Origin of the sequence: Sinorhizobium arboris LMG 14919 (assembly GCF_000427465.1) — a bacterium.
GTDB lineage: Bacteria > Pseudomonadota > Alphaproteobacteria > Rhizobiales > Rhizobiaceae > Sinorhizobium > Sinorhizobium arboris.
Genome location: NZ_ATYB01000008.1, coordinates 799,895 through 826,734, shown reverse-complemented (window position 1 = coordinate 826,734; position 26,840 = coordinate 799,895). Strand labels below are relative to the sequence as shown.

At 62.7% G+C, this 26,840-nt stretch carries 23 protein-coding genes and 2 pseudogenes; 16 read left to right on the top strand and 9 right to left on the bottom strand.

Annotated elements, in window-relative coordinates:
- Positions 1 to 105 precede the first annotated feature (105 nt).
- Positions 106 to 798 carry a TetR/AcrR family transcriptional regulator gene (locus SINAR_RS0104430; RefSeq protein WP_027997943.1) on the bottom strand — a complete coding sequence of 231 codons (693 nt, stop codon included), beginning with the start codon at positions 796 to 798 and terminating at the stop codon, positions 106 to 108.
- Between the two features lie 133 nt (positions 799 to 931).
- On the opposite strand from SINAR_RS0104430, the gene SINAR_RS0104425 reads away from it, so the two are divergent.
- Genes SINAR_RS0104425 through SINAR_RS0104415 form a run of 3 tightly spaced genes read left to right on the top strand, consistent with a single transcriptional unit; the run spans position 932 to position 3,879 of the window.
- Complete coding sequence (locus SINAR_RS0104425; protein WP_027997942.1) at positions 932 to 1,954, top strand: efflux RND transporter periplasmic adaptor subunit; 1,023 nt, start codon at positions 932 to 934, stop codon at positions 1,952 to 1,954.
- Positions 1,955 to 1,960: 6 nt separating this feature from the next.
- Positions 1,961 to 3,202, top strand: a complete 1,242-nt coding sequence (locus SINAR_RS0104420; protein WP_027997941.1) for an ABC transporter permease — start codon at positions 1,961 to 1,963, stop codon at positions 3,200 to 3,202.
- Positions 3,199 to 3,879, top strand: a complete 681-nt coding sequence (locus tag SINAR_RS0104415; protein WP_027997940.1) for an ABC transporter ATP-binding protein — start codon at positions 3,199 to 3,201, stop codon at positions 3,877 to 3,879. The genes SINAR_RS0104420 and SINAR_RS0104415 overlap by 4 nt, the downstream gene beginning before the upstream one ends.
- Positions 3,880 to 3,896: 17 nt before the next feature.
- Here the strand turns inward: SINAR_RS0104415 and rpiB are convergent, their stop codons facing one another.
- The 6 genes from rpiB to SINAR_RS0104385 all read right to left on the bottom strand — a co-directional run bounded on the left by rpiB (position 3,897) and on the right by SINAR_RS0104385 (position 8,984).
- Positions 3,897 to 4,343, bottom strand: coding sequence for a ribose 5-phosphate isomerase B (gene rpiB / locus SINAR_RS0104410; protein ID WP_027997939.1), 447 nt, complete (start codon positions 4,341 to 4,343; stop codon positions 3,897 to 3,899).
- Between the two features lie 23 nt (positions 4,344 to 4,366).
- Positions 4,367 to 5,644 (bottom strand): TRAP transporter large permease, encoded by a 1,278-nt coding sequence (locus SINAR_RS0104405; protein ID WP_027997938.1) that lies wholly within the window; start codon positions 5,642 to 5,644, stop codon positions 4,367 to 4,369.
- 11 nt (positions 5,645 to 5,655) lie between these two features.
- A complete protein-coding gene (locus tag SINAR_RS0104400) occupies positions 5,656 to 6,123 on the bottom strand; it encodes a TRAP transporter small permease (RefSeq protein WP_027997937.1) in 468 nt (155 codons plus the stop codon).
- Positions 6,124 to 6,194: 71 nt separating this feature from the next.
- Positions 6,195 to 7,187: a TRAP transporter substrate-binding protein gene (locus SINAR_RS0104395; protein ID WP_027997936.1), complete on the bottom strand. Its 993-nt coding sequence runs from the start codon at positions 7,185 to 7,187 to the stop codon at positions 6,195 to 6,197.
- 23 nt (positions 7,188 to 7,210) lie between these two features.
- Complete coding sequence (locus SINAR_RS0104390) at positions 7,211 to 7,981, bottom strand: FadR/GntR family transcriptional regulator (RefSeq protein WP_027997935.1); 771 nt, start codon at positions 7,979 to 7,981, stop codon at positions 7,211 to 7,213.
- 331 nt (positions 7,982 to 8,312) lie between these two features.
- Entirely contained in the window at positions 8,313 to 8,984 is a 672-nt protein-coding gene (locus SINAR_RS0104385) for a GntR family transcriptional regulator (protein WP_033056992.1), read from the bottom strand.
- Between the two features lie 276 nt (positions 8,985 to 9,260).
- Between SINAR_RS0104385 and SINAR_RS0104380 the strand changes: the two genes are divergently transcribed.
- The 8 genes from SINAR_RS0104380 (at position 9,261) to SINAR_RS0104345 (ending at position 20,452) form a co-directional block, all read left to right on the top strand.
- A complete protein-coding gene (locus SINAR_RS0104380) occupies positions 9,261 to 10,028 on the top strand; it encodes a LamB/YcsF family protein (RefSeq protein WP_027997933.1) in 768 nt (255 codons plus the stop codon).
- Positions 10,029 to 10,073: 45 nt separating this feature from the next.
- A complete protein-coding gene (locus SINAR_RS0104375; RefSeq protein WP_027997932.1) occupies positions 10,074 to 11,678 on the top strand; it encodes a 5-oxoprolinase subunit B/C family protein in 1,605 nt (534 codons plus the stop codon).
- On the top strand, positions 11,675 to 13,453 hold the full coding sequence (locus SINAR_RS01000000133045) for an acetyl/propionyl/methylcrotonyl-CoA carboxylase subunit alpha (protein WP_050577421.1): 1,779 nt from the start codon (positions 11,675 to 11,677) through the stop codon (positions 13,451 to 13,453). The genes SINAR_RS0104375 and SINAR_RS01000000133045 overlap by 4 nt, the downstream gene beginning before the upstream one ends.
- Positions 13,450 to 15,291 carry an ABC transporter ATP-binding protein gene (locus SINAR_RS0104365; RefSeq protein WP_050577420.1) on the top strand — a complete coding sequence of 614 codons (1,842 nt, stop codon included), beginning with the start codon at positions 13,450 to 13,452 and terminating at the stop codon, positions 15,289 to 15,291. Before SINAR_RS01000000133045 ends, SINAR_RS0104365 begins: the two co-directional genes overlap by 4 nt.
- 39 nt (positions 15,292 to 15,330) lie before the next feature.
- The gene (locus SINAR_RS0104360; RefSeq protein WP_027997930.1) at positions 15,331 to 16,866 is read left to right on the top strand and encodes an ABC transporter substrate-binding protein; all 1,536 of its coding nucleotides are present in this window, start codon (positions 15,331 to 15,333) and stop codon (positions 16,864 to 16,866) included.
- A 63-nt stretch (positions 16,867 to 16,929) separates the two neighbouring features.
- Entirely contained in the window at positions 16,930 to 17,853 is a 924-nt protein-coding gene (locus SINAR_RS0104355; RefSeq protein ID WP_027997929.1) for an ABC transporter permease, read from the top strand.
- A gap of 6 nt (positions 17,854 to 17,859) precedes the next feature.
- Positions 17,860 to 18,708: an ABC transporter permease gene (locus SINAR_RS0104350; protein ID WP_027997928.1), complete on the top strand. Its 849-nt coding sequence runs from the start codon at positions 17,860 to 17,862 to the stop codon at positions 18,706 to 18,708.
- Between the two features lie 4 nt (positions 18,709 to 18,712).
- Positions 18,713 to 20,452, top strand: a complete 1,740-nt coding sequence (locus tag SINAR_RS0104345; RefSeq protein ID WP_027997927.1) for a M14 family metallopeptidase — start codon at positions 18,713 to 18,715, stop codon at positions 20,450 to 20,452.
- 50 nt (positions 20,453 to 20,502) lie between these two features.
- Here SINAR_RS0104345 and SINAR_RS0104340 read toward each other — a convergent pair whose 3' ends face one another.
- Positions 20,503 to 21,477: an NADPH:quinone reductase gene (locus SINAR_RS0104340; protein ID WP_027997926.1), complete on the bottom strand. Its 975-nt coding sequence runs from the start codon at positions 21,475 to 21,477 to the stop codon at positions 20,503 to 20,505.
- Positions 21,478 to 21,746: 269 nt separating this feature from the next.
- Here SINAR_RS0104340 and SINAR_RS0104335 point away from each other — a divergent pair, with 269 nt between their 5' ends.
- From SINAR_RS0104335 to SINAR_RS0104325, 4 genes and pseudogenes are all read left to right on the top strand, one after another.
- The gene (locus SINAR_RS0104335; protein WP_027997925.1) at positions 21,747 to 22,979 is read left to right on the top strand and encodes an HlyD family secretion protein; all 1,233 of its coding nucleotides are present in this window, start codon (positions 21,747 to 21,749) and stop codon (positions 22,977 to 22,979) included.
- Positions 22,961 to 24,955, top strand: coding sequence for a glycosyltransferase (locus tag SINAR_RS0104330; RefSeq protein ID WP_027997924.1), 1,995 nt, complete (start codon positions 22,961 to 22,963; stop codon positions 24,953 to 24,955). The genes SINAR_RS0104335 and SINAR_RS0104330 overlap by 19 nt, the downstream gene beginning before the upstream one ends.
- 61 nt (positions 24,956 to 25,016) lie before the next feature.
- Positions 25,017 to 25,187, top strand: a pseudogene (locus tag SINAR_RS1000000135025) (type II toxin-antitoxin system RelE/ParE family toxin); the annotation flags it as partial.
- A 13-nt stretch (positions 25,188 to 25,200) separates the two neighbouring features.
- Positions 25,201 to 25,494, top strand: coding sequence for a HigA family addiction module antitoxin (locus SINAR_RS0104325; RefSeq protein ID WP_027997923.1), 294 nt, complete (start codon positions 25,201 to 25,203; stop codon positions 25,492 to 25,494).
- 185 nt (positions 25,495 to 25,679) lie between these two features.
- On the opposite strand, the gene SINAR_RS0104320 is transcribed toward SINAR_RS0104325, so the two are convergent.
- Positions 25,680 to 26,393 carry a transcriptional regulator NanR gene (locus SINAR_RS0104320; protein ID WP_027997922.1) on the bottom strand — a complete coding sequence of 238 codons (714 nt, stop codon included), beginning with the start codon at positions 26,391 to 26,393 and terminating at the stop codon, positions 25,680 to 25,682.
- A 144-nt stretch (positions 26,394 to 26,537) separates the two neighbouring features.
- Between SINAR_RS0104320 and SINAR_RS0104315 the strand changes: the two are divergent.
- A pseudogene (locus SINAR_RS0104315) lies at positions 26,538 to 26,837 on the top strand (RuBisCO large subunit C-terminal-like domain-containing protein); the annotation flags it as partial.
- Between the last annotated feature and the right edge of the window lie 3 nt (positions 26,838 to 26,840).

Genomic DNA, 26,840 nt, shown 5'->3' with positions numbered 1-26,840 from the left:
ATATCTGGAGCGCGACCAGGAAAAATGTGTAACGGCTTTCCGTCTGAAAATGCGTAGTCCAAAGTCCTGGAGCGCCGCGCTGTTTCATTGAGATAACGGGACGCTCTAGACGGTGGCTTCCAGAAATGCGCGCGCGAACCCCGGTTCCGTTACCTCGATCGCTCCTTCAGGGATCTTCAGCACCCTCTCTACGGCCATACCGTAGGTGCGCATCCAGCCATCCAGCGTTCGCGCCGCACCATCCAGGTCTCCGGCTTCGGTCTGCTGCAATGCGCGGTGCATTGTCTTGGCGACACCAAGCCGCAGATACAGCAACATCAGCGCAAGGGCCTCCGGATCGGGAGCATCGAGGCTCCCTTCCTTGTGACCTCGCCTCAGAAGTTCGGTTAGGAACGGGAGTGTCACGGCGCTGACCGCCGCGTCGATGCGATGGTAGAGGACGATGTTTTCCGGCTTGAAGAGTGCGTTGAACGTATTCTTCAATTGCGGCGCCATTTCCACTTTCAGGCGCCGCGAACCCGCGAAAAGCGCATTCAGCTGACCGACGGCATCGAGCGAGGGATCCTCGAAAACGGTTTTCAGTTCCTCCAGGCTCCGGCGAGCCATGCGCGCTGCGACCGCCTCGAGCAGCGCCTCCTTCGAAACGAAGTAGTGATAGAACGCCCCCTTGGAGACATTCGCCTCCCGGATGACGTCGTTGACAGTCGTGTTTTCGTATCCCTGCTCGAAGAAGAGGCGTTCAGCGCAGTCTATGAGCTCGTTCGTTCTGACGTCAGGCGATTTCTTAACTCGAACCATGGGTTTGTCCTGAACCGTAAGAGTACGTTCTACACGGGTTGGAGGGCTGCGCGAAGTCCCGTCCTCGATTGTAGACCGACGGTCGGTCTAATGCTATCATAAAGATAAATGCGGTGAGTTTCAGGAGTAATTCGTGCGGTTGATGCAGAAGATGAGGCGCTACGCGGTGGGTGTGGCGATCGCCGCCGCGGCCGGTGCAGCCGCCTTCTGGTATGCCTCCCGGGCACTACCCGTTTCCGTTGTGACGCCAAAGCGCGGGGATGCGGCGGAGATCGTCTATGCGAGCGGCGTCGTAGAGCCGCGCGTGTGGGCAAAGGTCACGTCGACGGTGCGCGAACGGATCGTCGAGCAGTGCAATTGCGAGGGCGATCGTGTGGAAAAGGACGATGTGCTCGCGCGCCTGGACGATACGGAGGCGCGAGCGATACTGAGCGAACTGCATGTGCGCCTGTCGCTTGCCCGGGAAGAATACCGCCGCAAGCTCGCCTTGGCGGAGAAAAACACGATAAGCGAGCAGGCGGTGGACAGGGCGCGCACCGACGTTGCTCAACTGGAGGCGTTGATCGCCGGCCAGGAGGCGCGGCTTGCTGCCTATGTGCTGCGCGCTCCGAATGCGGGGCGGGTGCTCCGGCAGGACGGAGAGATCGGCGAGGTTGCCGAGCCCGGGACCGTTCTCTTCTGGGTCGGAGAGGCGCGGCCGCTGATCGTGGAGGCAGAGGTGAACGAGGAGGATATTCCGCGCGTCGAAGTCGGGCAGAATGCCCTGTTGCGGTCGGACGCCTTTCCAGGGCGCGCGCTCGAGGCGGTTGTCGACAGCATTACGCCGAAGGGCGATCCTGTTACGAAGACCTACCGCGTTCGCCTTCGCCTGCCGCAAGACACACCGCTCAGGATCGGCATGTCGACCGATGTGAACATCGTAGTCCGGCTGTCGCGCAATGCACTGATCATTCCCGCGGCGGCCGTGAGCGGAACCAGGGTCGCGGTGGTCGAGGGCGGGAAGGCGACGCTGCGCGATGTCGAGACCGGCATCCGCGGCACGAACGGCGTGGAGGTCCTCTCGGGACTGGAGGATACCGCACGGATAGTCTCTCCCCTGCCTCCCGATTTCGCTGACGGGACGCGGGTGGACGTGGTGCAGACAGCGACGAATTGAACACCCATGCGCCTGATCCTCGATATCGCCTTGACGCACGTCGCCGGTCGCGGCCGCCAGACGCTGGTTGCGGTTATCGGTGTCGCCGTCGGCGTCGGTTTCTCGATCGCCATGGCGGCCCTGATGCAGGGCGGACAGGACGATTTCGTTCGTCAACTCGTCGACACCATGCCGCATGTCGACGTTACCGACGAGCAGCGCGCTGCGCGGCGGCAGCCGGCGGAAGATCTCTTCGATGCCGCGGCGATCTCGGGGCTCAGGCCGAGGGACGACCGACGCGGCATCATCAATCCAACGAAAGCGGCCTCCTGGTTGGAGGAGTGGATACCCGGCAGGCTTGCCGCGGTCCTCAACGTGCAAGGCGTCATCCGCTATTCCGGCCGCGAAGTCGGTGCCGTCGTGATCGGCATCGAGCCGGAGAAGGAAGTGAGGGTCTCGCCCATCGTCGAGGACTTCGAGGCCGGCAGCTTCGCTGCGCTTGCGGCGGGCGGCAATAACGTCGTGATCGGCGACACCATGGCCTCGAGATTGGGCGCCGGCCTCGGCGATACGATTACCGCCGTGTCTTCGGAAGGCCTTGCCCGCAATTTCAAAATTGTCGGCCTGTTTCATACCGGCACCACGGCGCGCGACGAAGGCGAGGCCTATGTCCTGCTGAAGAACGCCCAAATCCTGTCCAACAGGCCGAATGCAATCAACGAGATCCGCATCAAGCTGGACGACCCGGACGCCGCGCCCGCCATCGCGCGTCGGGTGGAGGCCGAGCTTGGCTACAAGGCGGTCGCCTGGCAGGAGGCGAACGAGTCCATTCTCGAAGCGCTCGTCGTGCGCAACGTCATCATGTACACGGTGGTCGCCGCGATCATGCTGGTTGCGGGTTTCGGCATCTTCAACATCGTCTCGACCATAACGCATGAGAAGGCGCGCGACATTGCCATCATGAAATCGCTGGGCTTTTCGGAAGCCGACATGCGGCGTCTGTTCGTGATCGAAGGGCTTGCGATCGGCATCGCAGGCTCGCTTCTGGGCTGGGCACTCGGATTTGCGATAACCTACGCGCTGTCCCTGGTGCGGTTCGAAATCGCGGCGACTGGCCAGGAGATGACCAGGTTGCCGATCGCCTGGAGCGTTCCACACTATGTGGTGGCGACGGCTTTCGCCCTGTCTTCGGCAGCGGTCGCCGGCTACCTGCCGGCCCGCCGCGCAGCTCGTGTCAATCCGGTGGACATCATAAGAGGCGCGACATGAGCCCCTTGATCGAAACCCGCGGCCTCACGCGCATCCTCAAAGAGACGGTTCCGGTGACGTTGGTGAAGGGCATCGACCTGTCCGTTGAGGAAGGCGAGTTCGTAGCCGTTACCGGTCCCTCGGGATCGGGAAAGTCGTCGCTGCTCTACCTGCTGGGACTGCTCGATCGGCCGACCCAGGGCACACTCCGCGTCCGTGGACGCGACACCGAACCTATGAGCGAGAAGGAGCGGGCGGAAACGCGCCTCGCCACCATGGGCTTCGTCTTCCAGTTCCATTTCCTTCTGCCGGAGTTTACCGCGCGCGAGAACGTCGAGATTCCCATGCGCAAGCTCGGCCGACTCGACCGCGGCGCGATGCGGGTGCGGGCGACGGAGCTGCTGACTTCGCTCGGCCTCGCCGACCATCTCGACAAGCGGCCGGATCAGCTCTCGGGCGGCCAGCGCCAGCGCGTGGCTGTCGCAAGGGCGCTTGCCAACGACCCGCCGCTGATCCTGGCAGACGAGCCGACCGGGAGTCTCGACAGCAGGAGTTCGGAGCAGGTATTCGAAATTCTCGACGAGCTCGTTCGCAAGCGCGGCAAGACGGTCGTCGCGGTGACGCACGACCTCGACATGGCCGCTCGCATGGATCGGCGAATCCATCTCGTGGATGGTGAGGTCAGCGAGGAAGAGTAGTTGCGCCTTGCGGGTGCTCAGCGCTGCTCGTCCATTTCGGCAAGTTTGCGAACGCGGCGCCGGAAATCCTCGTCGGTGGAGAACTCGGCAGCGAGGTAGGCTTCGACGAGATCTTTCGCCAACCACGCCCCGACGATCTGCGCGCCGATGCACATGACGTTGACGTCGTCATGCTCTACCGACTGATGGGCGGAATGCACGTCGTGGCAGACCGCTGCGCGGATCCCCTTCACCTTGTTCGCCGCGATAGAAGCGCCGACGCCGGTGCCGCAGACCATCAGCCCGCGATCCGCCTTGCCCTCGATGATCGAGGAAGTGACCGTCTTTGCGATATCGGGGAAGTCTACCGGCTTCGCATCGTATGAGCCTGCGTCGTATACCTCGTGGCCGAGAGAGATGACGTGGTCGACGATCGTTGCCTTGAGGTGGAAGCCAGCATGGTCGGAACCGATGACAATGCGCATATTCGTGTCTCCTGGAGAAAAGATCATTGGGCGATCAGGCGCGGCAGCCACAGCGTGAAGTCCTTCGCCAACGTAAGGATGACAAGCGTGGTGACCAGCGGAATGTAGAAAGGCACAAGTGCCCGCAGCAGCTGCCGGATGGACACGTCGGCGATATCCGACACGAGGAACAGCGAAAGACCCATCGGCGGCGTCAGCAGACCGAGCATCAGGTTGAAGATCGCCACTATGCCGAGTTGAACCGGGTCGACGCCGGCCAGCACAAGGGGCGGGGCGATGATGGGAACGAGAAGGAGCGTTGCGGTCGTCGAGTCGAGGAACATGCCTGCGACGAAAAAAATCAAATTCGCGATGATCAACAGCACGAGCGGATCCTTAGACCATCCAAGCAGCGTCGCCGCAAAGGTTTGGGGCACCTGCTCGACCGCCAGGATCCAGCCGAAAAGCGCCGCAGCAGCGACGATGATGAGGATCGCGCTGGAACTGCGCGCCGTGAGAACAGCAGAATGCCATAGATGGGCGAGCGTCAGCTCGCGGTAAAGCACGCCGCTGATGAAGATGACATAGACCGCCGTTATCGCGGCCGCCTCGGTCGGCGTGAAAGCACCGGCCGTCATGCCGCCGACCATGAGGGCCGGGGCAAGAATGGCCGGCAGCGCCGGCACCAGCGCGGCGACCAGTTCGCCGACCGTCGGCCAGCGTTCCGCGCGCGCATGGCCGTGGCGGACGGCGACGATCAGCACGGCGAGCATCAGCAGGGCGGTGCACAGCACGGCAGGCATGATGCCGGCCACGAGGAGCTGCACGATGGACACGCTCGTGACCGAGCCGTAGACGATGAGCGGTATGGAGGGCGGAAAGATTGGCCCGAGTGTTGCGGATGCGGCAGTTACCGCGCCGGCGAAGGATGGGTCGAACCCGCGTTTCTTCATCGCGTCGATCTCAATGCGGCCCAGGCCGCCGATGTCCGCCAGCGCCGCACCCGACATCCCGGAGAAGACGAGGCTTCCGAACACGTTGACCTGCGCCAGGCCGCCCGGCATTCGCCCGACGAGCGTATAGGCAAACCGGAAGATGCGATCGGTGATGCCGGAGAGATTCATCAGGTTGCCGACGAAGATGAAGAGGGGCACGGCGACCAGCGGAAACGAATCCAGTGCATAGGTGACCCGCTGCGCGAGCAGCCCGAACGGCAACCCCTCGACAAGAACATAGAGGATCGACGGCAGCAGAATGGCGTAGACCACCGGAAATCCGAGCATGAAGAGGCCGAGAAAGGCCGCAACGACCAGAAAGCCCATGGAACGACCTCTCAGACTGCGACGTTCTTGTCCGCCTGCGGCGGCTTGCGCAGATGGAGAAGATGGACGAACGCCGCTCCCACGAAACCGAAAAGCGCTGCGCCCAGAAATATCCAGAAAGGAATGCCGAGCGTCGGTGTGGCATTGGTCAGGTTTCGGGTGATATTCATAGCCGTGACCCAGCCGATGAACCCGGTGGCCCCGATCGCACCGATCGAAATCGCGAAATTCACGATCGCGCGCGCCTTCTTCGGCATGGCCGCCTTGAATTCGCCCATGACGATGTTCTCGCCATGCCTGACGACAAGGGGATAGGCGAGGAAAACGAGGCAGATCAACAGGAAGCGGGTCAGCTCTTCCGCGCCGATGAAAGGCAGTCTGAAGACACCGCGCATGACGACCTGGGCCGTCGGTACGATGACCAGCCCCGCCATCACGGCAACCACGACAATCGTCAGGACACGTTCGGGCAGACGCATCTTCCCCCCTCCGAATACGACTGAAAAATGCAGGCGCTGCAGGGACAATGGCTTGTCCCTGCAGCGCGGAGTTACTTCACCGCGTCGATCTGCTCGATGAGTGGCGCGAAATTCGGGAAGTCCTGCCGGATCTGCGCACTGACCTTCTCCCGAAAGGCCGCCACGTCAAGGCCTTCCGCCTCGGTGATGACGGTCATACCGCGGCCCTTGAGTTCCTTCACCAGATCAGCCTCGGATTCCGTCGCCATCTTCAACGATTTCTGAGCCTCCTCATCGAGAACCTTCGTCAGAGCCGCACGCTGCTCTTCGCTCAATCCCTGCCAGACTTCCTCATTGATGAAGACGGCGAGCACGGCTCGCATGTGACCCGTCATCGACAGATGCGATTGCACCTCGTTCAGATTGTTGGAGGCGATCATGGTCAGCGGATTCTCCTGGCCGACCACCACGCCGGTCATCAGCGCGGTCGGAAGTTCGGCAACCTCGACCGGAGTGGGGATCGCGCCGAAGCCCTTGACCATGGAAACCCACAGCTCGAGCGGGACCGCTCGGAAAGGCTTGCCGGCAAGGTCCGCCGGTGTCTTTACCGGGAAGTTGGAGGAGATGTGGCGGTCACCTCGATAGATGCGCCCGATGATCCGCACGCCCTGTGCGATGAGCTTCTCATTGATCGCCTGGAGGGCCGGCGACGCCTGCGGATCCGTTGCAGCGAGCGCATGTGCACCGTCGCGATAGATGAAAGGCGCGTTGAAGACCGCAACCTCAGGCACCAGCCGGGCGAGGGAGGCGAAATCATGATGGCCCATCGAGATCGAGCCCATGCGCACGCCATCCACCATTTCCGCGACCCCGCCGAGTTGGCTTGCGGGATAGACGGTGACAGTAATTTCGTCGCCGGTCGCGGCCGCAATGCCTTCCGCCGCCTGTGCCGCATAAACCGTCTGGATGTCTCCCTCGGCGCCCACATGCGCATAGCGCAGTTCGGTTGCCGAGGCGGCTCCGGCCAATAAAGCGGTTCCCAGAACGGCGCCGGCTATCCGGCCATGTTTCAGAAAGTTCAGCATGCTCTCCTCCTCCCTGGATAAAACTAGCTGTCTGCTTCCTTTTCCTCTTCCTGCGGCGCGCCCTTCCTGGTGAAGGCGGCTATGTAGCTTTTGCGCCGAAGCTCGTCGCCGATGGCGAAATGTTCGCGCAGCATCCTGTCCGCCTTGTCCGGATCGCGCGCGAGAATGGACAGGAAGACCTCCCGATGGGCCTCCACGAGATAGTCGGTGATGCCGGGCGCGTCGCTCGTTTCGGCGCGCCTCTGGACATGGCTGCGCTTCAGAAGTTCCGCTATCGAGCGGTAGACGGTGACAAGCGCGGGACTGCGGCTGGCCTCGACGATCGCCATATGAAAGGCGAAGTCCGCGGCACCGCCGTCTTCGGCATTGTGAAGCGTGTCCATCAACCGCGTCAGCAGGCCGCCGATGCGTGAGAGGTCGCTGTCCGTCGCGCGGATACAGGCAAGACGGATGGCCTGGCATTCGATCGCGACCCGGGCCTGCATGATGTCGTCGAGCATGTCTGGCTGCTGCGCCAGGCAGAACGTCAGGAAATCGCCGAAGACGCCCACGTCGGCCTTGCGCACGAAGGCGCCCTTGCCGTGCCGGATATCGAGAAAGCCGAGATTGGCGAGCGACCGCAAAGCCTCCCTCAGTACCGGCCGCGATACGCCGAGGGCCAGGCAAAGCTCCCTCTCGCCCAATAGCCTGTCGCCCACCTTGAGCGCACCGGACAACAGCTGCTCCCGGAAGAAGGAGAGCACCTTTTCCGTTCCCGCAATTTCGTCGGCACTATCGGACAGCACAGGGTTCATGGAAATGGTTCCAACTGGTATTACCAGTAATGGACCACATGCAGTCGTCGGTCAAGTGCGCTGCTTGAATTCTTGGAAATTTGTTGCGAATGGCCGGTCCGGCGGACCGGGCAGGGGCGTGGCTCACAACGATTTTGAGATGTGGCGACGCACCGGATCGGCGCCGGTATCGATGACTTCGAACACGATCGTCATGCTCGTTCGCTTGCAAGATGTTCACTACGGGACATGGTCGAACCGGAGCGTCGGGCGTGGCAGAGCGGGCCCATCTGCACGCCCTTCTCGAAACCGTTGCCGACCCTTGTTGAAGCGATCTTCCCTAAGCATCGCTCTAGGAGTGAGCGGTAATCCGGGCGTAGGCGCCGAGAATGAACCGTTCGGCGCGCAGCAGGTAGGTTTCCAGCATTTCAGAAGCTGCGATTGCGCGACCGGCCTCGAGTTCGGTCACGATCTGGAGATTCTGGTCGATGAAAGGGCCGTGCAGAAATTCGGGATCCTGCAGCAGGCCGAAGACGAGGCGCAGTTCCAGCGAGATCTGCGCATAGAAACTCGACAGCCGGGGGCTGTCGGCAAGCTCGACGATGGCTGCATGGAATGCGATGTCGGCGCTGCCGACACCGAGCCAGTCCTTCGATTCGCGGCATTGCCGGGCGTCCTCAACTGCCGCGCGCATGCGCTTCACCGCAGGGTGGCCCGGATGGGCCTGTGCCAGCGCCGGACATTCAATCAGGCGTCGCACCCGATAGATATCGATGATCGTCGACATGCCGGGCGTCGAGACGAAGACGCCGCGATTGGCTTCGTAGCGCAGCAGGCCCTCCTTGGTGAGAATGCGAAAGACCTCGCGGAGCGTATTGCGCGAGACCTGCAATTCTTCGCTGAGCGTCAGTTCGGACAGATGGCTTCCCGGCGTGAGCCTGCCGGAAATCACCTGTTCGCGGATACGGCCCGCAACGGTTTCGGCCAATGTCTGTACCGGCTCCGAGGAACGTGACGCGGGCATTGCGTCGCCCTCAGCAAAGCCGGAAGGCCTCCCCTCGTTCTTTAGCGGTCTGCGTGAAGCCAAGCAGTGGCCCCCCTGTGGTTCAGATTGCCGCTTCCCCGGTAAAGCGCTTCGGCAGCGCCCACAAGTGCAATTGGCATCCATGTGGAATTAAGCCGTGCAGAAATCAGCCATGCGCCTCCACGCGTTGTAGAGCAATACAGAAAAATTGTTCAACAGTATGGACAACATTGTCCTCCCTTGCTAGCGTTAATCATGGGGACAGGAGAACCGTTAATGCCGAGCATCGACCTTAACAGCGACCTGGGCGAAAGTTTCGGCGCCTGGACGATGGGCGACGATGCCGCCATGCTCGACATCGTCAGCAGCGCCAATGTCGCCTGCGGTTTTCATGCGGGCGACCCCGCCGGCATTCTGAAGACGCTGCGGGCCGCAGCCGGCCGCGGCGTGGCGGTCGGTGCGCATGTCGGCTACCGCGATCTTGCCGGCTTCGGTCGCCGCAACATGGATCCTACCAGCGAAGAACTGATCGCCGACGTCATCTACCAGATCGGTGCCTTGCAGGGCCTGGCCCGGGCCGCCGGCACGCGCGTCACCTATGTGAAGCCCCATGGCGCGCTCTACAACACGATCGCCGTCGACCGGCGTCAGGCCGCCGACGTCATCGCGGCAGTCCGCGCCATCGACCCGTCGCTGGTGCTGATGGCTCTGGCGGGCTCGCCCCTCGTCGAACAGGCCCGCGCCGCAGGGCTCACGGTCGTTGCCGAGGCCTTTGCCGATCGCGCCTACACGCCGGAAGGCAATCTCGTTTCTCGCCGCGAAAAGGGCGCCGTCCTGCATGATCCCGAGCTCGTGGCCATGCGCATGGTCCGTATGGTCAGAGAAGGGGTCGTCGAAGCGATCGATGGCACGCTGACGAAAATTGCCGCCCAGTCGATCTGCGTTCACGGCGACAGCCCGGGCGCCGTTGGCATGGCCAGGCGCCTGCGCGAGGCATTCGAACAGGCGGGCCTCGCCATCCGGCCGTTTACCAGGGCGTCCTGAACAGCCATGCAACCCGTAGCGCCTTCCTCCCGTAGAAATACATCGATGCGTATCCTTCCGGTGAGGGGCGACTGCATTCTCGTGGAGCTCGCCGAACTCGGCGAGGCGCTGTCGCTGTTCGAGGCGCTGGAAAACCACCCGGTCGCGGGCATCCGGGAATTCATCCCGGCGGCACGCACGCTGCTGATTTCCTTCGATCCGGCGGTGGTTTCCGAGGACCGGCTGGCGGAAGTCGTCGCGTCGCTGGCCGGCGGCGAACGCAAAGCGGCAGTCGGCCCGCTCGTCGAAATCCCGGTTCGTTATGACGGGGAGGACCTTCCCGAAGTCGCCGGCATTCTCGGCATGAGCGCCGACGAAGTCGTCCGCCTGCATTGCGAAAGCAATTACGTCGCCGCCCTGACCGGATTTGCGCCGGGCTTCGCCTATCTCACCGGCGGCGATCCGCGCCTGACGGTACCGCGCCGCAAGACGCCGCGCATGCAGGTGCCGGCCGGTGCGGTCGGCCTTGCCGGAGAATTCAGCGGCGTCTACCCCAAGGCCAGCCCCGGCGGCTGGCAGTTGATAGGCACGACCCCGCTGGCGATGTTCGACGTCGACCGTATGCCGGCCTCGCTGCTGCAACCCGGCAGCCGGGTACGCTTCCGAAACATGGCGGAGGAAAACGCCTACGAGATCAAACCGGCGGCAGGGATTTCCGCAAAGCCCAAGGCGCAGGCCCATGCGGGGACGGGACGGGCTGCCATCGAAATCGTCTCCACGGGCCTGCCGGTTCTGTTTCAGGATCTCGGCCGTCCCGGGCAGGCCAGGCAGGGCATCAGCGTCTCCGGCGCAGCGGACCGGACGAGCTTCAAGGCCGCCAACCGGCTGGTCGGCAACGCGGCCGGTGCTGCAGCGCTCGAAATAACGCTCGGTTCACTGCGCTTCCGGGTGCGCGGCCGGGGCGTGATGGCGCTGACGGGCGCAACGGCACCGATCGCCATCACCGGCGCCGACGGCAGGACGATTTCCGCTCCCCATCACAGCCCAATCGCGCTTGACGACGGGGATGTGGTCTCGCTGGGCGCACCGACGACGGGCATGCGCTCCTACCTGGCGTTGCGCGGCGGCTTTGATGTCGCGCCGGTGCTGGGGAGCGCCGCTCACGACACGCTGTCGCAGATCGGCCCGGCCGCGCTCGGCGCCGGCGATGTCGTCACCATCCTGCCGGCACGCGCCGGTTCGCTCGTCTCGTCGGAACTGCCGCAGCAACTCATGCCTGACATGGCCGGAACGGTCGTGCTCGACGTCGTGATGGGACCCCGTACGGACTGGTTCACCGAAAAGGCCGTCGAGAGCTTCCTGGCGCAGGAATGGTTCGTCACGCCGCAGTCGAGCCGCGTCGGCATCCGTCTGTCGGGCGAAGGGCTCGCGCGGCGAAACGACGGCGAACTTCCGAGCGAGGCCACCGTGCGCGGCGCCGTCCAGGTGCCGGCCAGCGGCCAGCCCGTTCTGTTCCTCGCCGATCATCCATTGACCGGGGGCTATCCCGTCATTGCCAATGTCGCCGGGTATCATCTCGATCTCACCGGTCAGGTACCTACCGGAGCGCGTATCCGGTTCAACGCGGTCAGCAGCTTCACCCCCCGCACCATTCCAGGAAAATCCGCATGAAGAAGGTTTTGATAGCAAATCGCGGCGAGATCGCGGTGCGGATCATTCGGGCCTGCAAGGATTACGGCCTGGCCTCAGTCGCCGTTTACGCCGATGCCGATGCCGATGCGCTCTTCGTGGCGCTGGCGGACGAAGCCTATGCGCTTTCGGGGGGCACCGCCAGGGACACCTATCTCGACATTGGCAAGCTGATTGCCGCCGCGAAACGTTCGGGCGCGGATGCCGTTCATCCGGGTTACGGCTTCCTGTCGGAGCGTGCCGAATTCGCACAGGCGGTCATCGATGCCGGCCTCACCTGGATCGGCCCCGATCCGCAGGTCATTGAAGCGCTCGGCGACAAGCTCAAGGCGCGCAGCATCGCCCGCAAGGTCGGCGCACCTCTGGTCGCCGGGTCCGACGGTGCGATCTCCGATAGCTCGGAAGCAGTGGCTTTCGCCAGGACGTTCGGTCTGCCTGTCGCCATCAAGGCGGCACATGGCGGCGGCGGTCGCGGATTGAAGATCGCCCGGGACCTCGCAGAGGTCGAAGAGCTGTTTGAATCGGCGACCCGCGAAGCGGTGGCCGCCTTCGGCCGTGGCGAATGCTATGTCGAACAGTTTCTCGATCGCCCGCGGCATGTGGAGGCGCAGGTGCTTGCGGACCGCCTCGGCAACGTTCTGGTCGTCGGCACCCGTGACTGCTCGCTGCAGCGGCGCAACCAGAAGCTCGTCGAGGAAGCGCCTGCGCCATTCCTTTCCGACGCGCAGCGCGACGAGATTCACACCGCGGCACGCGACATCTGTGCCGAGGCCGGCTATACCGGCGCCGGAACAGTGGAGTTCCTGCTCAGCGCCGACGGCGTAATTTCCTTCCTCGAGGTCAATACCCGCCTTCAGGTCGAACACCCCGTGACCGAGGAGACCACGGGTCTCGATCTCGTCGTGGAACAGTTCCGGATCGCCGAGGGCCTGCCGATCAGCATCACCGAGATGCCGCCGCCGCGCGGCCACGCAATCGAATTCCGCATCAACATGGAAGATCCCGGCCGCGGTTTCCTGCCGTCCGCCGGCTCGATTTCCCAATTCACCGCGCCGTCCGGCCCGGGCATACGCATCGATTCCGGCGTGGTCACCGGTTCGGCCGTTCCGCCGATGTTCGATTCCTTGTCGGCAAAACTGATCGTCTGGGGTGCAACCCGCGAACAGGCGATTGCACGCGCCCGTCGAGCGCTTGACGAGTTCGAAATCGAAGGCGTTCCATCGGTCCTGCCCTTTCACCGCACCGTCATCCGCCACGCCGACTTTGCCGAGGCGTTCCGTGTTCACACGCGCTGGATCGAGACGGATTTCGCTCAGACGCTGGAAGCCGCCAGCCGTCCCGCCCCGGCAGAGGGCACCGGTCTTTTGCGCGGCCATGTCGAGATAGGCGGTAAGCGTGTCGAGATCGGCATTCCCGGCGCCTTCCTGCGCCTGTTCGGCCCGATGCCCGCTTCGGGCAGTTCTGTCGCCGAAAGACGCGAGCAGCACGACGCCGGAGCCGTGCTGGCGCCCGTGCCCGGACTGCTCGCTCACTGGAATGTTTCGGACGGCGCCCTTGTGGAAAAGGGCGATGTGCTGGCAATGATGGACGTGATGAAGATGGAGACGTCCGTGACTGCGCCGGCCGCCGGCATCGTCACCATCCTCGCTGAAGCCGGTTCCACCCAGACATTGGGCGCCCTCATCGCCCGGATCGCCAGCGATGATGGCACAACCGGGACCAGCACTGCACAGGCCAAGTCGGAGACACGGACATGACGTCGTCCATGGACACTCGCCCGATGGAAAACTGCAGGCCGCTTCTGTCGGTCGAAGACCTGAGCGTCGAATTCGGCGAGAGCCGCGTCGTCGACGATCTGTCGTTCAAAGTCGAGGCCGGCGAGACGGTGGCGGTCGTCGGCGAATCCGGTTCCGGCAAATCGGTCACGTCGCTGTCGGCCATGCGGCTTGCAGACATGATGGGCGCCAGGTTCGCAGGCGGCCGCATCCTGTTCGGCGGCAGGGATCTGCTGAAGGCCTCGCAGAAGGAGATGCGCTCGATCCGCGGCAAGGAGATCGCCATGATCTTCCAGGAGCCGATGACCTCGCTCAATCCGGTCTTCACCATCGGCGATCAGATCTGCGAAGTGCTTGTCCTGCACGAGAAGATGGGCAAGTCCGCGGCCATGGCCGAGGCCAGGCGCCTGCTCGACATGGTGCGGCTGCCGGACGGCGCCGCTCTTCTCGGCCGCTATCCGCACCAGCTTTCCGGCGGGATGCGCCAGCGCGTGATGATCGCGATGGCGCTCGCCTGCCGCCCGAAACTGCTGATCGCCGACGAGCCGACCACCGCACTCGACGTCACGATTCAGGCGCAGATTCTGAACATCATGCGAGATCTGCAGAAAACGCTCGGCATGGGAATGGTGTTCATCACCCACGACATGGGCGTCGTCGCCGAGATGGCCGACCGCGTCGTGGTGATGTGGAAGGGCAGGAAGGTCGAAGAAGGCCCGGTCGGAGAGATTTTCGCCAATCCGCAGCATCCCTATACCCGCGCGCTGCTTGCCGCAGTCCCGCGCCTCGGCAGCATGTCCGGGGAAGAATTTCCGAAGCGCATGCCGCTGACCGTGCTGCAGGACGGCGAGCCGACGATCGTCGGCGAAGAGCGCGTCCAGAACACTGCGAAATACGACGAGAAGCCGCTGCTCTCGGTCAGGGACCTGTTCGTCCGCTTCGACATCCGCAAGAACCTGTTCGGCAGGGCGACGCACCGCCTGAGCGCCGTGCAGAAGGTAAGCTTCGACATTCACCCGGGAGAAACCCTGGCACTGGTCGGCGAATCCGGCTCCGGAAAATCGACCATCGGCCGTACGATCCAGCAACTGCAGAGCTCGCTGTCGGGCGAGATCTTCTTCAACGGCAAAGGCTATTCGTCCATGTCCGCGGCGGAGCGTTTCCGCATGCGGCAGGAAGTGCAGTATATCTTCCAGGACCCCTTCGCCTCGCTCGATCCGCGCAAGACGGTCGGCTTCTCGATCGCCGAGCCGATCAGCACGCATGGCCTTATCCTGGAGCGGAAGGCCGTGCGCCGCCGCGTCGACGAATTGCTGGAGCGCGTGGGCCTGAGTTCCGCGGTCGCCGAGCGCTATCCGCACGAATTTTCCGGCGGCCAGCGTCAGCGCGTCTGCATCGCCCGTGCGCTGGCTTCGGATCCGAAGCTGATAATCGCCGACGAGGCGCTGTCGGCCCTCGACGTGTCGATCCAGGCGCAGATCATCAACCTGTTCATGGATCTGCAGGCGGAACGGGGCCTCGCCTATCTGTTCATCAGCCACGACATGGCTGTCGTGGAGAAAATGAGCCACCGCGTCGCCGTGCTCTATCTCGGGCAGATCATGGAGATGGGCTCGCGCCGTCAGGTCTTCGAAACTCCGACGCATGCGTATACGCGCCGTCTCCTGTCCGCCGTGCCGGTCGCCGACCCGACCGCCGAGCGCAATACGGCATTGATCGAGGGCGAAATCCCCAATCCTGTCCGCCGCGTCGGCGACGAGCCGGCCATTCTTGCTCACGAGGAAATCAATCCGGGGCACTTCGTCGCGAAGAGCGCCTGAAACCTGCGAACCATCGCAACATCTGAAGAGGAACAGATAATGGGAACGATCAAAAGGGGAATAACGGCGACCTTCATGGCAATCGCTCTCGCCGGCGCGGCCTTTTCGCCGGCGCCGGCGCTTGCGGCCGGCAAGCTGACGGTATCCTCGCCGCAGGATCCGGGCAGCTGGGATCCGGTCGATACCTTTCTGGTACAGTGGGCAGCCGTTGCCACCAATATCTTCGACGGCCTGACCTATCGCGGACCCGACCTGAAGCTGGTCCCCGGTCTGGCGGAATCCTGGGAAGAACTGGACGAAGGCAAACGCATCCGTTTCAAGCTGCGCCAGGGCGTGAAGTTCCACAATGGCGAAGAGTTCAATGCAGAAGCCGTCAAGTTCACCTTCGATCGCCTGCTCGGCGAAGAGGGTGCCAAGGGACCGCAGCGTTCGAACTACACGGCGATCGAAAGCATCGAGATCGTCGATCCGTTCACGGTCGACATGAAGCTCAAGGCACCGGACCCGGTATTGCTCACCAAGCTCGCCGGCTATGGCGCGATGATCGTTCCGCCGAAATACATCCAGGAAAAGGGCGAGGACAACTTCAACATCAACCCGGTCGGAACGGGTGCCTTCAAGTTCGTCTCCTATGCGCCGAAAGTGAACATCAAGCTCGAAGCCAACCCGGACTATTGGGGCGGTGCACCGAAGCTTTCGGAACTCGAATACCGTTTCATCACCGAACCCTCGACCGCCGTCGCGGAACTGCAGGCCGGTCGCGTCGATCTCGTCATCCCGCCGACCATCCCGATCGGCATGCTTCCGGTCATTCAGGGCGACTCAAAGCTGGAAGTCCTCTCGGTTCCGGGCCCGACCGTCGATGCGTTGCGTTTCAACACGCGCGACGGCATTACTGCCGATCCTAAAGTGCGCAAGGCGTTGATCATGGCCGTCGACCGGGCAAGCATCGTGCAGTCGCTGCTGGCCGGCCAGGCGACGGAAATCGCGTCCTTCCAGGGAGAGTTGTCCTTCGGCTACGATCCGGAACTGAAGCCGCTGCCATTTGATCCGGAAGGTGCGAAGAAGCTCCTCGCCGAAGCGGGCGTCGCGCCGGGCACGGCGGTGCAGATCGACATCCGCGGCAATGACGCAACGATGAACGAAGTTGCGCAGATCGTTGCGAGCTATCTTCAGATCGTCGGCGTAAACGCGACGATCAAGCCCTACGAAACCAACGTTCTGCTGAACGACATCATTCCACAGGGCAAGACCGGCGCGATGTTCCAGCAGAAGTGGGGCGGCTGGACTTTCGACTACGACAACACCGCCTACTCGATGTACCACTCCGGCGAGCGCTGGAACCCCTACGACAAGGACGAGACCCTCGACAAGCTCCTGGAATCGCAGCGCCCGCTGACGGATCGCGCCGAGCGCGAAAGGATCCTACGCGAAATCGCGGCCTATGCCGCCGACCGTGCGCTGGAAATGCCGCTCTACAACACCAAGGCGATCTACGGCATCAGCAAGCGCGTCAAGGGGTTCGTACCGGCTCCCGACAACCGCATGAAGTTCACCGACGTCACGGTGGAATAATCTGAAGACCGGGCGCCGCCAAGATCTTCGGCGGCGCCCCAAATTCGTTTCGGGGACAAGAACGTGGCCGGCTTCCTTATCAAACGATTGCTTCAGGCGATTTTCGTCGTGATCGCCATCACCCTTCTCGTATCCTTCGCCATCCGCCTGACCGGCGATCCGGCGGTGACGATGTTCCAGGGCGGCGGCAGTATGACGGAGGACGATCTGGCCCGCATCCGCCAGGCGCTCGGCGTCGACAAACCGTTTCTGGAACAGTACCTCACTTTCCTCAAGGGGCTGGTGACGCTCGACATGGGCCGCAGCTTCTCGGGAAATGCACCGGTGACCGGCCTAATCGCCCAGGCATTGCCCGCAACGCTGCTGCTCGCGTTCATCTCGATCGCCGTTTCCATAGTCCTGTCCATCCCGCTCGGGATCAAGGCCGCGACGGCCCGCGGCAAGTGGGCCGACCAACTGATCCGCATCCTTTCGCTGGTCGGCCTCTCCTTCCCGAACTTTTGGCTGGCGACCATGCTGGTGCTGCTGTTTGCCATCACGTTCAACCTGCTGCCGCCAAGCGGCATGGCCGGTCTTTCCAGCTACATAATGCCGGCCGTCACCATGGGCGTGATCCTGACGGCGACGAATGTCCGCCTCGTGCGCACCTCGATGCTGGAAACGCTGCAGTCGCAATACATTATGGTTGCCCGTGCCAAGGGGCTCAGCGAAACCAAGGTCCTCTACAAGCATGCGTTGCGCAACTGCGCCATCCCGCTGATCACCTATTTCGGCATTCAGTTCGGCGGTCTGCTCGGCGGCATCGTCGTCATCGAGCGGGTGTTCAACTGGCCCGGCCTCGGCACGCTCGCATTCGATGCCGTCGGTGCGCGCGACTTTCCCGTTCTCCAAGGCGTGATCACCGTCCTTTCGCTGATGATCGTCGGCATCAATCTTCTGGTCGATATCGCTTACGGGCTGATCGATCCGCGAATTCGTACGGAGTAATTCGAGATGGCTGCCAAGACTTCCCGTCTGTCGCGCTACCGCAACCTGGAATTCCTTCTCGGGGCGCTCCTGACCCTCGTCATCTGCCTCGCCGTCCTGTTTTCCGACATGCTGTTTCCGGGCGGCGCCGACAAGATCGACCTGATGGCGCGCCTGGCAAAGCCGTTTGCCAGCGCCGCCCATCCGTTCGGCACCGATCCGCTCGGCCGCGACGTGATGGCGCGCGTGGCGGCGGGCGGCAAGATCTCGCTGCTGGTTGGCGTCACCTCGGTACTCGGCGCCGTCGTGCTCGGCGTTCTCGTCGGGCTCGTCGCCGGCTATTATCGCGGCTTCTGGGACATGCTGGTGATGCGTTTTGCCGACATACAGCTTGCCATGCCCTTCATTCTGCTTGCGATCACCTTCATCGCCATCGTCGGCGGCAGCCTGATGAATACCATTGTCCTGCTGATCGTCTCGCAATGGGTGCAATACGCCCGTCTGGTGCGCGGCTCCGTTCTGACGCTCCGCGAACGCGAGTTCGTTCTTTCGGCTCGCGCCATCGGCGTGAAGGACTGGCGGATCATCTTCCAGCACCTGCTGCCGAACCTTATCGGTCCCGTCATCGTGCTGATGACACTCAACGTCGCCAACAACATCCTGCTCGAAAGCAGCCTGACCTTTCTCGGCATGGGCGTCGACCCGACTATTCCGAGCTGGGGCGGAATGCTGGCGGACGGCCGCACCTATCTACAGACCGCCTGGTGGGTCAGCGTCTTCCCGGGGCTTGCAATCCTCTTCACCGTACTCGGTCTCAACCTGCTCGGCGATTGGCTGCGCGACAGTCTCGACCCGACCGGCAGAACATCGAGGTGAACCCATGACCGTGATCCTGGAAGCGACCTTCGAGCGGAGCCTCGAAGAACTCGTCGCCCGCGCCGTTCCGGGCCAGTCGTTCGAAGCCTGGACCTTCGACGATACCAAGAGCCGCCGCGCTGCCGAACAGGCACTGAGGGAAAAGGGCGTCACCGCCCGCATCCGCAGCGCCTACAAGCCGCTCCTGTTTGCCTTCCTCGAGGAGGTCGACCTCGCCGGGGTCTCGGCGATCGAGGTTCGCTATCCCGTGCATGGCAACGCCCCCGAGAATCGTTTCCGGCTCGAAGCCTATCCGCTGGCGGCCCTGGTTGGCGCGGCTGCGATCAACTTCATCCCTCGTGACGACGGTGGATTTTTCTACGACGTGACGTTGACGCGCGACGGCAGGACCGAAAGCCTCGAGGTTCTGGCCCCAAACCGGATCCATGTGGATCTCGTCGGCGAGATCAACGTGTCGCCGACAGGCTGGCTGCGCCCGGCCGGCGACAAAACCGGTACACGCCTGGAAACGGACTACGAGCGCCTGTTCGACCGCGCCATCCGGGCGATTGCGGGCTACGATTGGGGCGATGCGGAACCCTATTTCGAGGAGCTGAACATCAGCGTGGCCCATCCGGCCGAGGACGAGCCGCTCGACGTCGGCCACGAGGCCGTCAGTCTGCGCGAAGCGCTGCACGAAGATTTCTATTTCTCGCTTCTCGAATTTTTCCAGAAGAGATCCGGTCGTGTCTCCGGCGACCGGGGCCTGAAACCCGGACAGATCGTTCCCGAGATCGTCATGAGCGGTGGCGGAGAGATTTCGCTACGCGTCGAGGTCCGGCCGTTGACGAGCGGTTTCCCCGAGCGCAGGGAGCAGGCGATCGACACGGCGATCGAGCCCCCGCCGGCGCATCAGCTCGACGGTATGCTCGCGGAGATCGGCGGCGAGGCGCTTTCGGCGCGCTCGCGCTCGGGACGCAATCTGTCGGCGCGCTACATAAAAGGTGACGATGCGCCGGTAATGATCAGCGGCGGCCAGCATCCGAACGAGACGACCGGCATTGTCGGTGCGATCCGCGCCGCCCGTCGTCTGAGCCGTAGGCCGAATGCGCACTTCACCATCTCGCCGCTCGAAAATCCGGACGGCTATGCGCTGCACCAGCGTCTTTGCGTCGCCAACCCGAGGCACATGCATCATGCCGCCCGCTACACGGCGCTCGGCGACGATCTCGAATATCGCGGCGGGAAAGACGCCGGCGCCCATCTCGGCGAGAAGGAAATCCGCGTCAAGGCGGAAGAGCTGAGCGGTGCCAAGCTGCATGTGAACCTGCACGGCTATCCGTCGCACGAATGGACACGGCCGCTTTCGGGCTATGTACCGCGCAATTTTGCCATGTGGACTCTGCCGAAGGGCTTTTTCCTGGTGGTCCGGCACCATAAAGGCTGGCGCGAAGAGGCCGAGGCATTGCTGCAATACGTGACCCGGCACCTGGGCTCGATCCCCGGCCTTCTCGACTACAACGACCGGCAGATCGCGCTCTATGAGATTCATGCAGGCGAGACCGGCTTCCGGCTCATCAACGGTTTTCCGTGCTTGTCGTCGGAGGATGATCGCCACACCGTGCCGCTGACACTGATCACGGAATATCCGGACGAGACGATCTACTTGGACGACTTCATTAACGGCCACACGGCGCAGATGGAGACCGTCCTATCCGCTTACGATGCGTGGCAACAGATAGTCGTCCGGGGGAGAACGTCCTGACGCCCTGGAATGCTGCCGGGACATGCAACGAGACGAAGCGCCGGGCTGTGTCAGAGAGAAACGACGACATTGCCGATGGTTTTTCCGTTTTCGACCGCCTCGTGGGCCGCGGCGATGTCGTCCAGCGCGTATGTTTCGGCGATGTGATGCCTGAGAAGCCCGGATGCGAGCTGCCCCTGAAGAGCGCCGACGGTCTGCTCGCGCACTTCCGGCGACATCTCATAGACGATGAAGAACCGCACCGCAGCGCCGGCGAGTATCATCGGAAAGAACTCGAATGAGATCTCCGGCTTGCTGGAGCCGTAGATCACGCAAAGCCCGTCGCGCGCAATGATGTTCGGCAGCATCTCGACGTTTGCGGCGGCGTCCACCTCGATAATTCGGTCGACGCCGCGCCCGTTGGTGATGCCCCTTATCCGGTCGGCGACATCTTCCGTTTTGTAGTTGATCGTGTGGTCGGCTCCCAGCTTCCTGCAGATTTCGGCTTTCTCCGCCGTACTGATGGTCGTGACGATGCGCGCCGCGCCGTAAAGCCTGGCGAACTGGATCGCGTAAGCGCCGACGGCGCCCGCGCCTCCGGTGACCAGAACGGTTCTTCCCAATACGGATCCGTCCATGGTTACCGCGCGAAGTGCCGTCAGAGCTGGAATGCCGAGGCAGGCGCCCTCCTCGAAAGATAGGTTATCAGTCAGATGAACCGCCTGATCCTGTGGAAGGACTACATATTCTGCAGCCGTACCGTTCGACCGCCGCCAGGCGGCATTCCAGGTCCATACCCGCTCGCCGATGCGCTCCCCTGCCACCCCCGCTCCCACGGCATCGACAATGCCTGCGCCATCACTGTGCGGGATCATTCGCGGTGCAAGGAGCGGACGTCCTGCCCGCGCCTTGACATCGGACGGGTTGACGCCGGAGGCATGTATGCGGACGCGGACCTCTCCGGGGCCGGGGAGAGGCTCGGGAAGGCTGCCGACCTTGAGGACATCGCGGGCAGCGCCATTCTTCTCGTACCATGCAGCTCTCATTGTCGTTCCTTTCGGGCGGCCGCCTCCCGGCCTATCGCAGAAAAACGCCAGCGCGCTATCCCTAAACCTTAGAGTAAGGCCGGTACTCTCCATCACCCGCCGAAGTTTTGCTCTGTTCGCCACCGAAACATACAAATTTAAGGGTTGCTCGACACAGAATACCATTCAATCGTGACAGGACGCGGCGAGGGCCCGGTCCGGGCACGGCGTCGCGGAATAGTTGCGGCAGCGTATCAGCCGAACCGGCTGTCCTCAGTGAGTAATTGGACATGATCCTCAATCATCGGCTCACACGCATCACCGTCGGCATCCTGCTCCTGGCGCTTGCAATTGCCGTTCTGCTGCCCGGATTGACCGGCTACAGCAGTCTGGATGGGACGGTAAACGCACGCCTGGCCGTCATAAACGCGCCGATCGACGGCGAGATCGAGAAACCGGCGCCTCGAATCGGTACTCCGGTGGCAGAGGGCGAAACGCTCGCGACAATCCGTAACCCGCGGGTCAACAGGGCGATCCTGGCGTCGCTGCGCACCGATCATCGAACCGCGGTCGAGCGTGTCGCGGCGCTGCGGCGGGAGCGGGATGAACTCGTGCGTTTGAGGGATGACCTTGCGGGGCGGCTTGACATCTTCAGGAACGCGACCATCGCCAGCCTGGAGCGCGAGGTCCAGATCCTCCAGAAAAGGGTCGAGGTATCGCGCGCGCAGGACGCCGTGGCGAGGGTCGATCTCGACCGGCGGCAGGACCTGGAGGCCAAGGGGATCTTCACCCGCAAGATGGTGGAGGCGGCCGAAGCTGCCGGCGTGGCCGCCGGCGGCGAGCTCGAGATCAGCAATTTGACGGTGGAATTGCTGCAGCAACGCCTCGACGCCGTGCGTCAGGGCATATTCGTCATGGGCGACGGCCAGAACGACGTGCCCTATTCCCGGCAGCGCCAGGACGAGGTGATCGTTCGCATCCACGATCTCAACACGCGAATCGCAGAGAATGAGGCACGTGCAGAACAGACGGACCAACAGATAGCCGAGGAGGAGAGGCGGGTACTCAGTCTCGAGGCTGCGACGATCCCGTCGCCTTTCGATGGCGTCGTGTGGACCCGTAACGTCATCAGCGGCTCCAATGTCATTCTGAACAACGAGATGATGCGTATCCTCGATTGCCGCGAGCTGTTCGTCGATATTCTGGTTCCCGAGGTCGATTATGACGAGATCTATCCCGGCCGCGAGGCGGAGGTCCGGCTCTTCGGTCGCGGCGACGTCTTCCGGGGCCGCGTACAGGCGGTCAAGGGGTCGTCCGCCGTGGTGGAGAAGGACGCGCTGGCAGCCAACGAGCCGGAGACAGAGGAGCGAAATGCGCGCATCCGCGTTACGCTCGCGCCGTCGTCACTCAACACCGATTTTGCGAATTTCTGTCAGGTTGGCCGGACGGCGCAGGTGCGTTTCTCCAAGCGTAGTCTTCACCTCGCGCAGTGGGTTCAAAGCTTGTGGTTCAGTCTCTTCTAGCGCTGGCGCCGACGTTACTCGTGGTCGCCTTTTTTCTCCTCGGCCCGTTCAACTGGTCGCGCCACAGGAGCTGGTCGCGCGCTGTCACCTGCGCCCTCGTCGCTGCCATCGCGCTGCGTTACATGCTCTGGCGCTTCACCGAGACCGTCCTTCCTTATCCGAACGACGGCGCCAATTTCTATTGGGTCTGGTTCGTGTTCATCGTCGAGGTCCTCGCCTTTTCGGAGGTTGTGCTCTTCCTCATCCTGATGAGCCGCTACGTCGACCGCAGCGCCGAGGGGGATCGGCTGGAGCGGCAGTTTTTTGAGCGGGATGAACGGGAACTCCCCACGGTCGACGTCTTCATACCGACCTATAACGAGCCTCTCGACGTTCTCGAACGGACGATCGTCGGGGCACTTGCGCTCGATCATCCCAAGGACAAGCTGAAGGTTTATGTGCTTGATGACGGCCGGCGCGACTGGCTCAGGACCTTCTGCGAGGGGCGGGGGGCGATCCATGTGACGCGCAGCGACAACGCGCATGCCAAGGCCGGGAACATGAACAACGGATTGCGCGTCAGCTCAGGCGATTTCATCGCCGTCTTCGATGCCGATTTCGTGCCCTATCGCAGTTTTCTCCGGCGCACCCTGCCTTTCTTCATGGACGAGACGATCGGCATCGTGCAGACGCCGCAGCACTTCTTCAATGTCGATCCGATCCAGTCCAATCTCGGGCTGGAGAACCTATGGCCCGATGAGCAGCGCCTGTTTTTCGACGAGATCGCCCCGAGCCGCGACGGCTGGGACGTCAGTTTCTGCTGCGGCTCCTGTTCGATCGCAAGGCGCAAGGCGGTAGACGCCATCGGCGGTTTTCCGACCGAGTCGATCACCGAGGATCTACTGACGACGCTGTCGATGCTCAACAGGGGTTTCAAGACGCGCTATCTCAACGAGCGGCTCTCGATGGGGCTGGCGGCCGAGAATCTCACCGGCTATTTCGTCCAGCGCGAGCGCTGGTGTCAGGGCGGTATCCAGACGCTCTACCTGCACAACGGCCCCTTGCGCGGGCCGGGCCTCTCGCTCTTCCAGCGCGTCATGTTCTTGCCGATGTCCTGGCTCGTGCAATATCTGGTCCGCTTCATCGTGCTCCTCATTCCCATCGTCTATTTCTGGTTCGGCGCCCTGCCGCTCTATTTCACTGACGTCGCCGACTACGTCTCGAACCAGGTGCCCCTGCTGGCGGCCTATTTCCTGCTGATGTTCTGGCTCACCCCGACGCGCTACCTTCCGCTGGTCTCCACCGCCGTCGGTACCTTCTCGACTTTTCGTATGCTGCCGACCGTCCTTTCAAGCCTGGTCAGGCCCTTCGGCAAGCCCTTCAAGGTGACCCCGAAGGGCAGCAGTAACGAGGAGAACGTTTTCGACGCCTATACTTTCACCTGGATTGCCGGCTTCATCGTGGTCACCGCGCTGGGCCTCCTGATAAACATCGTTCCGGAGACGGCGCGAATAGAGGGTTCGTTCTCGGCGATCGCGGCGCTTTGGGCCGGTATCAACATCGTGGTGCTGATCATCGCCTCGCTCATCTGCTTCGAGAAGCCGCGGCGTCTGCTGCAGGCTTTCAAGCTCGACGAGCCGGTGGACGTGGACGGTGTCGAAGGCCGAATCGTTAGCCTTTCGCTGGACAAGGCGGTGGTGGCGGTTTCGACGGAAGCGCGGTTCAAAACGACCAAAGTCAGGCTGAGCATCGAAGGGTTTGAGCCGTTGGAGGCGGATCTGAAGCAGGTGACGCAGCGGCGTGGAGATATCACGCGGACCGGCGACAAGCAGCGCTACTATCTTCATCTTCACTACGACCTGCGCGGATTCGAGCGCGACAAGATGATCATCAAGCTCTATACGGGGCGCTATTCCCGCGATGTTCCCGACATCGACAAGATCGCCGTGTCCGTAAACCTGCTGTTGCGCGCCTTCGGCCGGACGCGGACCGCCTGATCCACATCGGGTCATGTGACAAAGGCAAACTTTCCGCTCGTTCGCGGCGCGGTAATCGTTAGCGACAAGCCTGAACGACCTGCGCGGCCTTCCGAGCAATCGACTGGAGGCGCTAAGAGGCGACCGGGCGGGACAGTACAGCATCCGCATTAACGGTCAGTGGCGGATCTGTTTCGAATGGCCGCAGGACGCCCAGGGCCCGTTGAATGTTGAAATCGTGGATTATCACTAAAGGAGGAGAAGCCATGGCAAGACCACCGATACATCCCGGCGAAATCCTCGCGGACGAGCTGGACGAGCTTGGAATCAACGCCAGTCAGCTCGCGCAGCAGATCAAGGTGCCGCCGAACCGCATCAGCGAGATCATTCGCGGCCGGTGCGGGATCACGGGCGATACCGCGCTTCGCTTGGGTCACTGGTTCCAGACCAGTCCCGAGTTCTGGCTGAACCTGCAGACGTCGTACGATCTGCGCGTGGCGGAGCAGATGGCAGGCGCGGAAATCGATGCCCTCCCGGTTCGGCCGCAGCAAATCGTCTGACGGTACGCAGCGGCCGGCGCTGTAGAACAGGCCTGTTGGATCAGCACGAGGGTTCCGTGCCGATCGGCGTGAGACGTTCTGCCGCCATATTCCCGCAGCCGGTTGCGCGCTGAGGTTGGAGTAACTGGCTGCCGTTTCGCTTGAGTACCGTTCCCCATATTGGTTCGGTTCCTCATCATCGCGATCTACCGGCCCTTCGGCGCGTAGAGCGCGCGGGACCGCTCGAGATGCCTTATCATCGCCTGCTCGGCTTCGTCGGGATTACCGCGACGGATGCAGTCGATGATCTCCTCGTGTTCCGCAAGGGTCACGTTCTCCCGACCGGTCCAGATCAGCATCTCCGTATGATACTCTTTGAGCCAGCCGAGCATCGCCTCGCTGACGGCGGTGTATATCGGATTGCCGGAAATCTGAGCGATACGGGTGTGGAACGCCATGTCGGCGGCGATGAAAGCATCCGAATCACTGAGTGCCGACTGCTGGCGTTCCAAGGTTTCCTCCAGAGCCGCAATGTCGGCGGCGTCGGCCCGGCTCGCCGCCTCCCGCGCCATGCCGCGTTCGAAGAATATGCGCGCGCTCTTCAGGTGTTCGAGCGAGTCCGAGGAAGCTGCAAGCATGATCTTGGCCGCGGCATCCACCTGCCGGAGCAGCGACCGCGCCGTTGGCTGCAGCACCTTGGCCCGCTCGCCATGCGAAATCTCGATGAGCCCCATATTGGCAAGCGCCTGCATCGCCTCGCGAATGGCCGGGCGGCCGACCTGGAAACGTTCCATAAGCATCCGTTCGGATGGCATTTCGTCTCCCGGTTGCAGTTCGCCGGTTTCGATCAACGCCTTCAATCGCGCAAACACCTCGTCGGATAATTTCCTGCGGACAATGGGTTCGGATTGCATGGCTATGTGAACTCCAGCAGCTTGCGGCTCATTTTCTATAGGCGGGTTTCGTTCGGCAGGCGAGATTTCTCTTGCCTGACTTAGATACTCATTATACCAGTTGACGTGAAGACGCTACCAGATCGAACAAGAGTGCTGCCGGTGATCCGCATTACCTGCCGCATAGAGACCCCGGGAGACGTCGAGGTCCTGGCGTCTGTTCCATCAACCGAGGGCATGACCGGCATCCGCGTCGTCGATATGAAGCTGCCGCCGGAGTTTGCGGCAGCGCATCCGGGTCCGCAATTCGGCGTCGCCGGCAGCCGGCGCCTGACGGGTGTCGAAGGCCGTCCGATCATCGGCACGATCGTCAAGCCGGCCCTGGGTTTGCGGCCCGAGGAAACGGCAACGCTTGTCGGCGATCTGCTATCCTCCGGCGGCGACTTCATCAAGGACGACGAAAAGCTGATGGGT